Genomic DNA, 12412 nt, shown 5'->3' with positions numbered 1-12412 from the left:
ACCGCAGTTAGTTAGATAGTCAAAGTATCTGGCTTGTCGGAATCGATGCCTTCGGCGGAGGCGCCGTGGCCTCCGGAACGGGCAGGCTCGCCGAAACCGGCAGGCGGGTTGGCCTCGGCGTTCTCGCCCGGCCCGCCGTCCTCCCCCGACACGATGCCGGCGGGGCGCGGCGCTTCCCCTTCCGGCACGGACAGCACGGGCACGAAGCGACGCGCGAACGTGCCCTCGCCCTTGCTTTTCAGGTAACGGTAGCCGATGACGGAGAACGCGAGCGCCCCCACGAAGTTCACGAACAGATCCTCCATCGTGTCGATGAGCCCGATGTCCAGGTACCCTCCCAACCCCAGGTCCCGCCCGTTCACCACCACGGACTCGATGCCGTCGATGCGCCACGGCCGCTGCAGCCCTTCCGGATCCAGCATGACGCTGGCGATGCTGCCCACGATGGTGTCCTTCTGCATGTCGAGCCCGAACACCCAGTCCATGCCGAACTCGAAGAACTCCCACAGCACGCCGATGGTCATGGAGAAGCAGAACGCCACGACGGCGCAGAAGAACGGCGAGAGGTAGAACGCGATGCGGTCCGAGCGGTTCAGGATGGACACGAGCGCGAGGCCGATGGCCGCCGCCAGAAACCCGTTGAACGTGTGCAGCAGCGTGTCCCAGAACGGGATGATGGTGTAGAAGTGGAACACCTCGCCCAGTATCTCCGCGGCGAAGATGAACAGGGCGATGACCACCTCGAGCGTCTCGGGTATCGTGATGCTGAAGTTGACCTCGATGAACGGCGGCACCAGGAACAGCACGAGCGTGAGCAGGCACAGGAAGAACGCCTCGTAGTTGCCGAACACGAGCGCGGTCACGGCGCACGCCACCACGACGAGGCGCAGCACCACGTACAGCGCGAAGGTCCCCTTGTTGCGGCGCATGACGCGCACCATGGCCAACGCCCTCTCGCGCACTCGTCCCATCGCTTCCCCCCTTCGCCCGCGGAATCCGCTTCAGCGCTCTTCGCGCGCCGGGCGGAAATCGAGCCGGCCGGCGCGCGGGTCGGCCGACGTGAGCACGACGGGCAGGCGCTGCCCCAGCCGATAGACCGCGCCGGAATCCTGGCCCGTCAAACGGTGCAGCACCGGATCGAACGAGAAGTACTCGCGCCCCAGGTTCTTGAGCGGCACGAGCCCCTCGGCCGTGTTCTCCAACCGCACGTACACGCCGTAATTGGCCACGCCCGACACGACGGCCGGAAACGCCTGCCCCACCGCACGCTCCATATACTCCACGATCTTGAGCTCCTGCGACTCGCGCGCCGCCTTCTCGGCCACACGCTCCATGTCGGACGAGTGCTCGGCTATCCACGGCAGGGCCGCGACCTCTTGGTCGAACCGCTCCGGCCGCCGGCGCAGCTGCGCCTTGAGCATGCGGTGCACCACGAGGTCGGGATAGCGCCTGATAGGGCTCGTGAAGTGCGCGTACGCCTCGCTCGCCAGGCCGTAGTGCGGCTCGCAGGCGGGACGGTACACGGCGCGCTTCATGGACCTCAGCACGAGCGTGGACACGAGCTCGCCTTCGGGGCGGCCCGCGCTGGCATCGAGCACCTGGGCGAGGACGTGCGGATCGCCGGCCACGAGCCGGTTCTGGTCGATTCCCCCGAACCACGCGAACTCCTGGAACACCGGGACGAGCGCAGCCAGGCTGTCGGCCGAGGGCTTGTCGTGCACGCGGAAGATGCCCGGGAACTTGGCGTCGCGCAGATGGCGCGCGACCGTCTCGTTCGCCAGTATCATGGCCTCCTCGACGAGCGACGTCGCTTCCGTCTTGCGCCGCAGGTCGATGGCCACGGGATGCCCCTCGTCGTCCAAGCGAACCTTCGCCTCGGTCGTGTCGAAGTCGAGCCCCCCGGCCGCCTCCCGCGCGGCCGCGCGCCGCTTCGCAATGCGCGAGAGCACCGCGAGGCGCGCGGCGAGGGAGTCGTTCGACGGAGCAGATCCACCCACGTCAGCGAAGGTTTCCGCGGCGTCGGCATTGCCCGTCGGCTGACAAGCCGACAGCATGGTTTGGGCTTCGTCGTAGGTCAGCCGGGCATCCGAGCGGATGAGCGCCGGATACAGCTCGTAGCCCACGAGCCGGGCCTCGCCGTCCAGGTACAGGTCGGCCGTCATCGCCCTCCGCGCCTCGCCGGGCCGAAGCGAGCACAGGTCGCCCGACAGCTCTTCGGGAAGCATGGGGATGACCCGGTCGACCAGGTACACGCTCGTCGCCCGCCTCCGCGCGTCCAGGTCGATCGACGAGTTCCACAGCACGTAGTGCGACACGTCCGCGATATGCACCCCCAGCCGCCACCGCGCCGCGCGGGCGCCGCGCCCGTCCACGAACCGCACCCCGGCAGGAACCCCGCAGCCCCCAACCCCGGAAGCCTCGCCGGTCGAACCGTTCTCACCAGCAGCACGTTCTCCATCGACGCAAGAACCTCGCAGCCCCTCGACACCACCCGCATCGCCAGCGGCACCTACGACCCCCTTGGAGCCCTCGGGCTCGCGGGTGCCCACCAAGCGAGTTCCGCACGAGCCGGAAGCCCCAGCGGGGCTTCCGTGCGAGCCAGGACTGCCGAGCGACTGGGCATCCGCGAGTCCGAGGGCGGTCCCGTCGGTCGAAACCCGCTCCAAAGACAGCGCGTCGTCGAAGTCCCGCGCGTCGGCGGGGTCGATGGTGAACGTGAAGCGCCCCCGCAGATCGCGGTACCCTTCCGCCAGCGCCCCGTCCTCGTCCAGTACGGCGGCGCGCGCCTCGGCGAGCGCGCCTTCCGAGAACGCCGTCTCGAGCTTGTGCCGCGCCACGATGAGGTCCACGCCCAGGTCCTCGTCGCCCGCGCGGCCGATAACCTCCTCCACCACGCCGGTGGCCGCCGTGTTGCGCGACGGGAACGCGGTGATGCGCACGCGCACGAGCGACCCGTCCTCGACGTCCGGATGGTCGGCCCGCATGGTGAAGATGTCGTAGGGAATGCGCGCGTCCTCGGGCACCACCACGCCGAAGGGCTCGGCCACCTCGTAGCGGCCCACGATCGTGTCGTGCGCGCGGTCGAGCACGCGCAGCACCCGGGCGGCAGGCTGGTCGCCGGAACGGGAACCGCCCTGGTGCGGCTGCTTCGCCCCTCCTTTACCGCCCGACGGGGGCAGGGGCGCCACTTCCACCAGGTCGCCGTCGAAGGCGCCGGCCATCTTCGACGCGGGGACGAAGTAGGCGCCCTCGGCCGTTTGCACGAACCCGAAGCCGCCGCCGCGCACGGTCAGCACGCCGCGCGGGTTGCTGCGGGGTCGGCGGCGCGTATGCGACCGCGAGCGCGCCACGGCGCTATTCCCGCACGAGGGATTGGGCGGTTTCCAAGGCCAGGTTCTTCTGGTTGTCGCTGCCGGCCTCGCCGCCGAGTCCCACCGACACGTCCGGCGTCACGCCCACGCCGTCGAACGAGCGGCCCTGGGGGCTCAGGTAGTAGGCCGCCGTGTAGCGCAACGCGCCGCCGAAGCTCAAATCGCGCACCACCTGCACTGACCCCTTGCCCAGCGTCGAGGCGCCCACGAGCGTGGCGCGCTGGCTCTCCTGCAGCGCGGCGGCCAGCACCTCGGCGGCGGCAGCGGTGTTCTCGTTCACCAGCACCACGAGCGGCTTGTCCGTGGCCACGCTGCCCGTGGCCGACTTCACGCTCTTGCCGTCCTTCGTCTCTATCTGCACGATGGCCCCGCTTTTCACGAACAGGCTCGCCATGTCCACGGCCTGCGTGAGGTAGCCGCCGGGGTTGTCGCGGACGTCGAGCACGAACGAAAGGGCCCCTTGGGCGCCCAAATCCGCGAGCGCCTGCTTCACCAGGCTGGACGAGTTCTGCGTCAGCTGCTTCACCTTGATGTAGCCCACGGTTCCGGAGAGGCTCGTCGTGACGTTCTTCACGTCGTACTTCGAGCAGGCCAGCGTGGTGGTGAACTCCTCGCCGCCCTCGGCCTCCAGCGTGGCCGGGCGCCGCCACGTCACGACCACGGTGTCGCCCTCCTCGCGGTCGAGCGATGCCGTGACCTCGTTCATGGACCATTCCTGGCCCCGGTCGCCGTCGATCGCCACCACGAAGTCCCCCTGGCGCACGCCCGCCGCCTGAGCCGCCGAGCCGTCGAACACGTCCACGGCGTAGGCCAGCCCGTTGTACTCCGAGAACAGCACGCCCACGCCGGAGTAGCTGCCCGAGCTGTCGTGCATGAGCGAGGAGTAGCGCGCCGGATCGTAGTAGCGCAGGTAGGGATCTTCCGTAGTGTCGGCGAACGCGTCGAGCACGCCCATGGTGGCCGCGTCGAGATCGTAGGAGTCCAGGGAGTCGTTGGCGAGCGCGTCCTCCACCTCCGAGACGCGCGCGGACAGCGAGTTGAAGGCGTTCTTGTCCTTGGCCGCCGCCGTTCCCGCAACGGAATCGCCGTTCTCCAGCAGCGGGACGAACCCGAGCGACGCGAGCAGCGTGTCGTTGCCGCGCACGGCGAACCCGGCCACGAAGGCCGCGCAAAGGAACACGACGAGCGCGAACACCCTCATCAAACGCAGATTGCGGGCCCGCGCTTTACGCGCGGACGCCGCAATCTGCTTGTTGTCTCCATGCCTTGCCATATGCGGGCCGCCTGCGCGACCGCTACACCTTCAGGTAGCGGCGCATGGCCAACGCGGAGCCCAGCAGGCCGATGACCAGGCCCGCGACCACGAGCGCGACGTAGATGAGCAAGAACATGTTCAGGCTCACGTCGAAGGACAGGAACGGCAGCGCGCTCTGCAGCTTCGGCAGCGCCATGTTGCGCAGAAGCTCCAGCACGCCCACCGCCAACAGCGATCCGATGACGGCGTGCAGCGCGCCCTCCATGAGGAAGGGTCCGCGGATGAAGCCGTTCGACGCGCCCACGAGGCGCATGATGGCGATCTCCTTGCGGCGGGCCAGGATGGCCAGGCGGATGGTGTTGTTGATGAACACCATGGCGATGAAGATGAGCAGCACGATGAGGGCGATGCCGATGTAGCGCACGTAGTTCGTGAGCGTGAACAGCTTCTCCACCGTCTTCTGGCCGTACTTGAGCGACTCGTCCACGGTGTCGTAGCCGTAGATCTTCTGGTACGTGGCGTTGTTGCGGATGGAGTCGGCGACCTGCTCCACGAGCTGGGGGTCGGAAAGCTCCACGTCGATGGACGCGGGCAGCGGGTTCTGGCCGTCGAGCGCGTCGATGATGTCGGTGGTGGACGTCGAGCGGAAGTTCTCGAGCGCCTGCTCCTTGGTGGTGAAGCCCACCGAGGCCACGCCGTCGAGGCCGCGGATGTAGCTCTCCACCTGGTCGATGTCGCTCTGCGAGGCGTCGTCGGCCACGAACGCGGCGATGGACACCTCGTTCTCCACGCCGGACACCACGTTCTCGACCACGAGGCCGCCGACGAGGAACACGCCGATGATCAAAAGCGACAGGAAGATGGTGACGATGGAGCCGAGCGCCGTCGAAAGGTTGCGCGTGAAGCCCGTCAGGGACTCTTTGAGGAAGTACGCGAAACTAGACATCGAAGCCGTACACCCCCCTATCCTGGTCGCGGGTCAGATGCCCGCGGTCGAGCGCGACCACGCGGCGGCGCATGTTGTCCACCATCTCGCGGTCGTGCGTGGCCACGAGCACCGTGGTGCCCGTGCGGTTGATGCGCTCGAGCAGATCCATGATGCCGCGCGACGTCTGCGGGTCGAGGTTGCCGGTGGGCTCGTCGCACACGAGCAGCGGCGGGCGGTTCACGATGGCGCGCGCGATGGACACGCGCTGCTGCTCGCCGCCGGAGAGCTGGTCGGGGCGCTTGTTGAGCTTGTCCTGCAAACCCACCAGACGCAGCACCTCGGGCACCTGCGTCTTGATGACGTGGCGGCTCTTGCCGATGACCTCGAGCGCGAACGCCACGTTCTCGAACACGGTCTTGTTCGGCAGCAGCTTGAAGTCCTGGAACACGCAGCCGATGTTGCGGCGCAAGTACGGCACGCGCCAGTTGCGCATGGTGGTGAGATCCTCGTCGGCGACGTAGATGTGGCCCTGCGTCGGCTTCACCTCGCGGATGAGCATGCGGATGAAGGTGGACTTGCCGGAGCCGGAATGGCCCACGAGGAAGATGAACTCGCCTGCGTAGATCTGCAGCGATATGTCGTTGAGCGCCGGCTTGTTGGGCTGCGCGGGGTACACTTTCGTCACGTGGTCGAAGGTGATGACCGGCGTGCCCGCCTGCTGGGGGATGTCGTCGACCTCCAGAACGGGCAGCGACGCAGAAAGCTGCGAAGTAGCCTGCCGGGAGTGAGCCGCGTGGGCGCCGGTGCGACCCGTCGGGCGCGCAGAACCCCCTTGGCTGGAAACGTTCGTCACAGAATGCTCCGTTCGAATAGTGATGTACTGAGACGGCTAGATTCTATCAGACTTGCTTTCGCGCCATGACGTTCTTCACAGCTTCGACAAGCGCGTCCGCGTCCAGGTCGAAGTACGCCATCAGCTCCTCGAACTCGCCCGATTTGCCGAACGCGTCGCGCATGCCCACGAACTCCATGGGCGTGGGGAGCTTGCGCGCGAGCGTCTCGGCCACAGCCGAGCCGAGGCCGCCCATCACGCTGTGCTCTTCGGCCGTGACGACGCAGCCCGTCTTGGCCGCAGAGGCCAGGACGGTCTCCTCGTCGAGCGGCTTCACGGAGAACGCGTCGATCACCTCGACCTCGACGCCCTCGGCCGCCAGCACCTCGGCCGCCTTGAGCGCCTGCTCCACCTCCACGCCGCAGGCCACGACGGTGGCGTCGGAACCCTCGCGCAGCACGTAGGCGCGCCCGAGCTCCAGCTCCACGTCGTCGGCGTACACGCACGGCACCGAGGCGCGGCCCATGCGCACATAGACGGGGCCCGGCTCGGCGGCCGCCAGGCGCAGCGCGGCGCGGGCGGCGGCGTAGTCGGCCGGCACGAGCACGCGCATGTTGGGCAGCCCCCGCATGAGCGACACGTCCTCGAGCATCTGATGGCTTCCGCCGTCGGGGCCCACCGAGATGCCGGCGTGCGTGGGAGCTATCTTGACGTTCAGGTTGCTGTAGCACACGGTGTTGCGGATCTGGTCGTAGGCGCGCCCCGTGCCGAACACGGCGAACGAGCCGGTGAAGGCCACGTGCCCCGTGACGGCCAGGCCGGCCGCCACGTCCACCATGTTCTGCTCGGCGATGCCGCAGTTGAACAGGCGGTCGACGTATCCGGCGTCGGCCAGCTTCTTCGTGGTCGTGGAGCCCGTGAGGTCGGCGTCCACCGCAACGACCGGCACGCCCTCGCCCGCGAGCTCGGCGAGCGTCGCTCCGTAAGCCGCACGCGTGGCCTTCTTCTGCTTGGCCTGGTCCTCGTTGGCGAGCTTAACCACGGCGGGCCTCCTTCCCCTCGGCGCCCTCGAGCGCGGCGAGCGCGTCGGCGGCCTGCTCGGCGCTCGGCGCCTTCCCGTGCCAGCCCGCCTCGTTTTCCATGAACGGCACGCCCTTGCCCTTGACGGTGCGGGCGATGACGGCGTGCGGCTTGCCCGCACGGTCGGCCTTCGCGGCCCCCAGCACCTCGACGAGGGCCCCCGCGTCGTGGCCGTCGACCTCGGTCACGTCCCAGCCGAACGCGGCGAACTTCGCGCCCAGATCGCCCGGATCGCACACGTCGCAGGTGCGTCCGTCGATCTGCAGGCCGTTGCGGTCGACGACGGCCACGAGGTTGTCCAAGCGCCGATGCGCCGCGAACATGGCGGCCTCCCACACCTGGCCCTCCTGGCACTCGCCGTCGCCCAGCAGCGCGAACACCGCCTGCGGCTTGCCGTCCAGCTTGAGGCCGGCCGCGGCGCCGGCGGCGATGGACAGCCCCTGGCCGAGCGAGCCCGTGGACACCTCGACGCCGGGCACCTGGTTCGAGTCCGGGTGGCCCTGCAGCCGGCTGCCCAGCTTGCGCAGCGTGGCGAGCTCGGCTTTCGGGAAGTAGCCGGCCTGCGCGAGCGCCGCGTAGAGCGCCGGCGCCGCATGCCCCTTCGCAAGGACGAAGCGGTCGCGCCCCTCCCACTCCGGGTTCTCCGGGTCGTGCTCGAGCACGCCGCCGAAGTACAGCGCGGCCAGGATGTCGGCGCACGAGAGCGATCCGCCCGGGTGCCCGCTGCCGGCCTCGGCGATCATGCGCACGATGTCGACGCGCATCTCCGTCGCCCGTCGTTCAAGCTCGGTCATTTCGTTTCCTTCCGTTATTGCGAGACTCGCCACTTGTGATAGCCTATCACGAAATCCTCCAGGTCGCCGTCGAGGACGGCGTCGACGTTGCCGGTTTCCACGCCGCTGCGCACGTCCTTCACCATCTGGTAAGGGTAGAGCACGTAGTTGCGGATCTGGCTGCCGAACGTGTTCTCCATGCGGTCGCCGCGCAGCTCGGCCAGCTCCTCTTGGCGCTTCTGCTCTTCGCGCTCGTAGAGCTTCGCCTTGAGCACGCGGAACGCCGCCTCCTTGTTCTGCAGCTGGGACTTCTCGTTCTGGCACGTCACCACGATGCCCGTGGGCAGGTGCGTGAGGCGCACGGCCGAGTCGGTGGTGTTCACGCACTGGCCGCCGGGGCCGCTGGAGCGGTACACGTCCACGCGCACGTCGGAGGGGTTCAGGTCCACCTCGATGTCGTCGGGCAGCACCGGCAGCACCTCCACGCCCGCGAACGTGGTGTGGCGGCGCTTCTTGTCGTCGGTGGGGCTGATGCGCACGAGGCGGTGCACGCCGTTCTCGCTCTTCAGCATGCCGAAGGCGTTGCGGCCCTCGATCTGGATCGTGGCCTTGTCAAGGCCGATGCCCTCGCCCGGAACCACGTCGAGGATCGTGACCTTCCAGCCCTTGTTCTCGGCGTAGCGGGTGTACATGCGGTAGAGCATGTCGGTCCAGTCCTGGGCCTCCAGCCCGCCGGAACCGGGGTTCACCGTGAGGATGGCATCGCCGCCGTCGAAGCGCTCCGAGAACCACGACGTGATCTCCAGCGCGTCGAGCAGGCCCGACAGGCGCGCCAGCGCGGCGTCGGCCTCCTCGGCGAACGCCTCGTCCTCCCCCGCCAGCTCGAGCGCGGCGCGGGCGTCCTCCAGAAGAGCGGCGGCCTCGTCGTACTCGCGGATGGTCTCGCGCAGGTTCGACGCCTGCTTGGACACGCCCTGCGCGTGCGCCGCGTCGTCCCAGAAACCGGGGGCCGCTATCTCCTCGTCGAGCTTCGCCAGCTCGGCCGTCTTGTCGTCGATATGCAAGAAGCCGCGCGCGTCGCTCACGCGCTCGGCCATCTGCTCGATATCGTGTTCGTTGCTGTCTGCCATGTTCAACCTATGCGTTTTTGCCGTGGCACTTCTTGTATTTCAGCCCCGAGCCGCAAGGGCACGGGTCGTTGCGGCCCACGTTCGCGAAGGGGTCGTCTTTGTCCTTCTCGAACGTCTGCGGCTTCGCGGCGGCGGGCTTCGGGGGCGGCGCGGCCTGGCCGGCGGCCTGGGCGGAAGCCTGGCTGCGCGCGGCGGCCACGCCCGTCTGCTCGAGCGCCTGCTCGGGCGAGGAGTAGCTCACCTTGCCGTCGAGCGGGCTCTTCTCCTCGGGCAGCTCCGGAGCCTGCTGCACGGCTATCTGCAGGCGCAAAAGCGTGCGCAGGTAGTCCTCGTACATGGACGCCGTGAGGTTCTGGAACGCGTTGTAGGCCTCGTTCTTGTATTCGACGAGCGGGTCGCGCTGGCCGAACGCGCGCAGGCCGATGCCCGCTTTGAGGTAGTCCATCTCCTGGAGGTGGGCCATCCAGCGCGTGTCGATGATGCGAAGCATGACCTGGGCCTCGAGGGTCTTCATAACGTCCTCGCCCAGCTGCCCGGCCTTCTCGACGTACACGCCTTCCAAGTACTCCACCAACGCGTCGGCGAGCAGGGCCGGATCGTCCTCGTGGTCGATCTCCGCCACCTTGAAGTCGTCGCGACCCGTCATGTTCGCGGCCCACGTCTCCACGGGCTTGACGTCCCAGTCGTCGCTCGGCACCTTGTCGGGACAGTTCTCGGACACCACGGCCTCAGCCGCCTCGCGCACGATCTCGGGGATGCGCTCGGCCATGTCCTTGCCGTCCAGGATGGCGTTGCGCTCGCCGTAGATGGCGGCGCGCTGCAGGTTCATGACGTCGTCGTACTCGAGCACGTTCTTACGGGCGGCGAAGTGCATGCTCTCCACCTGGCGCTGGGCGCTCTCGATGGCCTTGGACACCATGCCGGCCTGGATGGGCATGTCCTCGGGCATGTCGGTCTTCTCCATCATGCGGCCGATGGAGTCCATGCGGTTGCCGCCGAACAGGCGCATGAGGTCGTCTTCCAACGACAGGTAGAACTGCGTGACGCCCGGGTCGCCCTGGCGGCCGGCGCGGCCGCGCAGCTGGTTGTCGATACGGCGCGACTCGTGGCGCTCGGTGCCGATGACCGTGAGACCGCCCGCGGCGATGACCTGCTCGTGCTCGACGGCGCAGGTCTCCTTCGCTTCGGCGAGCGCGCTCGCGCGCTCCTCGTCGGAGGGCGCCGGCATGGCCGCCTCGTCCGCCTCGACGGCCTCCTCGTCGTTCAAGGAGCGGTCGGGGTCGAAGCCGCGCGCGCGGAGCACGTCGTCGGCCATGACCTCGGGATTGCCGCCCAAGAGGATGTCGGTTCCGCGGCCCGCCATGTTCGTGGCGATGGTCACGGCGCCCACGCGGCCGGCCTGCGCGATGATGTGGGCCTCGCGCTCGTGGTTCTTCGCGTTCAGGGTCTCGTGCTTGATGCCGCGCTTGTCCAGCAGGCGGGAGAGCTTCTCGGAGCTCTCGATGGACACCGTGCCGATGAGGCAGGGCTGCCCGGCCTGGTGGCGCGTGGCCACGTCGTCGGCCACGGCGTTGAACTTCGCCTCCACCGAGCGGTAGATGAGGTCGTCCTCGTCTTTTCGGGCCACGGGGCGGTTCGGCGGGATGGCCACGACGGGCAGCTTGTAGATCTCGCGGAACTCGGCGTCCTCGGTCATGGCGGTGCCGGTCATGCCGGAGAGCTTCTCGTACAGGCGGAAGTAGTTCTGCAGCGTGATGGTGGCCAGCGTCTGGTTCTCCTCGCGCACGAGCACGTGCTCTTTCGCCTCGAGCGCCTGGTGCAGGCCCTCGGAGTAGCGGCGGCCCTCCATGATGCGGCCCGTGAACTCGTCGACGATCTTCACCTCGCCGTTCACCACGACGTAGTCCACGTCGCGGTGGAACAGGAACTGGGCCTTCAAGGCCTGCTGCAGGTGGTTCGCCATCTGGCCCGACGGGTCGGCGTAGATGTCCTCGATGCCGAGCATCGACTCGATCTTCTCCAAGCCGCTCTCGGTGGCGTTGATGGTCTTCTTCGCCTCGTCCATGTCGAAGTCGACCTCGGGGACGAGGCCCGGCATGACGCGCGCGAACTTGTTGTACGTCTCCGCCGCCTGCGTGCCGGCACCGGAGATGATGAGCGGGGTTCGCGCCTCGTCGATGAGGATGGAGTCGACCTCGTCGACGATGGCGAAGTGGTGGCCGCGCTGCACGCGGGCCTCGGCGCGCGTGACCATGTTGTCGCGCAGGTAGTCGAAGCCGAACTCGGAGTTCGTGCCGTACGTGACGGCGGCCGCGTAGGCGGGCTTCTTCTTGTCGGGGCGCATGCCGTTCTGGATGAGGCCCACCTCCATGCCGAGGAAGCGGTATATCTGGCCCATCCACTCGCTGTCGCGCTTGGCAAGGTAGTCGTTCACGGTGACGATGTGCACGTTGTCGCCGGGGATGGCGTTCAGGTAGCCGGCAAGCGTGGACACGAGCGTCTTGCCCTCGCCGGTCTTCATCTCGGCGATCTGGCCGTCGTTCAGGGCCATGCCGCCGATGAGCTGCACGTCGAAGTGGCGCAGCCCCAGCGTGCGCACGGACGCCTCGCGCACGGTGGCGAACGCCTCGGGCAGCAGGCTTTTGAGGTCTTCGCCCGCGTCGGCGCGTTCGCGGAAGGAGGCGGTGAGGGCGCGCAGCTCGTCGTCCGACTTCGCCTGCATCTCCCCTTCGAGGCCGTTGATCTTCTGGGCCGCCGCCTCGTAGTTCTTAAGCTGCTTGCCCTCGCCGAGCGTCAGCAGCTTGGATAGGAATCCTGCCATGTGTGATGCGCCGTCCTTCTCTTGGCTTTGAACAGTACTTGCTACTCTAGCATAACGCGCTTCGCGTCAAAGGAAATCCACAGGGCACGCAAGGCCCCGCCGCGCGCCGGTGAGGACGCGCGACGGGGTTCCGTTTTCCATGAAGCCGCCACTCGAGTCGGTCGACCGCGCGGCGGTCTGGGCGACCGCCGCTCAAAACGCTGTCGCATCGACATTGAAGAG

Annotated in this window: 9 protein-coding genes; all 9 read right to left on the bottom strand. The window is 68.1% G+C overall.

Translation table 11 applies throughout. The annotated features are described in order from the left end of the window. Positions 1-11: 11 nt before the first annotated feature. Positions 12-971 carry a hypothetical protein gene (locus C1878_RS13670; RefSeq protein WP_241963754.1) on the bottom strand — a complete coding sequence of 320 codons (960 nt, stop codon included), beginning with the start codon at positions 969-971 and terminating at the stop codon, positions 12-14. Positions 972-1001: 30 nt separating this feature from the next. Then, the gene (locus tag C1878_RS13665) at positions 1002-3350 is read right to left on the bottom strand and encodes a ribonuclease R family protein (RefSeq protein ID WP_114602167.1); all 2349 of its coding nucleotides are present in this window, start codon (positions 3348-3350) and stop codon (positions 1002-1004) included. Positions 3351-3354: 4 nt separating this feature from the next. Then, on the bottom strand, positions 3355-4644 hold the full coding sequence (locus tag C1878_RS13660) for a S41 family peptidase (protein ID WP_114602166.1): 1290 nt from the start codon (positions 4642-4644) through the stop codon (positions 3355-3357). Positions 4645-4666: 22 nt separating this feature from the next. Further along, positions 4667-5572 (bottom strand): permease-like cell division protein FtsX, encoded by a 906-nt coding sequence (ftsX, locus tag C1878_RS13655; RefSeq protein WP_114602165.1) that lies wholly within the window; start codon positions 5570-5572, stop codon positions 4667-4669. Next, the gene (ftsE, locus tag C1878_RS13650; RefSeq protein WP_199519356.1) at positions 5565-6254 is read right to left on the bottom strand and encodes a cell division ATP-binding protein FtsE; all 690 of its coding nucleotides are present in this window, start codon (positions 6252-6254) and stop codon (positions 5565-5567) included. The genes ftsX and ftsE overlap by 8 nt, the downstream gene beginning before the upstream one ends. A 199-nt stretch (positions 6255-6453) precedes the next feature. Further along, positions 6454-7428, bottom strand: coding sequence for a transketolase family protein (locus tag C1878_RS13645; protein ID WP_114602163.1), 975 nt, complete (start codon positions 7426-7428; stop codon positions 6454-6456). Then, complete coding sequence (locus C1878_RS13640) at positions 7421-8260, bottom strand: transketolase (protein ID WP_114602162.1); 840 nt, start codon at positions 8258-8260, stop codon at positions 7421-7423. Before C1878_RS13640 ends, C1878_RS13645 begins: the two co-directional genes overlap by 8 nt. A gap of 14 nt (positions 8261-8274) precedes the next feature. Beyond that, positions 8275-9369: a peptide chain release factor 2 gene (gene prfB / locus C1878_RS13635; RefSeq protein WP_114602228.1), complete on the bottom strand. Its 1095-nt coding sequence runs from the start codon at positions 9367-9369 to the stop codon at positions 8275-8277. A gap of 7 nt (positions 9370-9376) precedes the next feature. Further along, positions 9377-12190 (bottom strand): preprotein translocase subunit SecA, encoded by a 2814-nt coding sequence (gene secA / locus C1878_RS13630; protein WP_114602161.1) that lies wholly within the window; start codon positions 12188-12190, stop codon positions 9377-9379. Between the last annotated feature and the right edge of the window lie 222 nt (positions 12191-12412).

Source organism: Gordonibacter sp. 28C (assembly GCF_003339845.1).
Classification (GTDB): domain Bacteria; phylum Actinomycetota; class Coriobacteriia; order Coriobacteriales; family Eggerthellaceae; genus Gordonibacter.
Note: the sequence above shows the minus strand (reverse complement) of the source record. Positions and strands in the feature narration are given on the sequence as shown.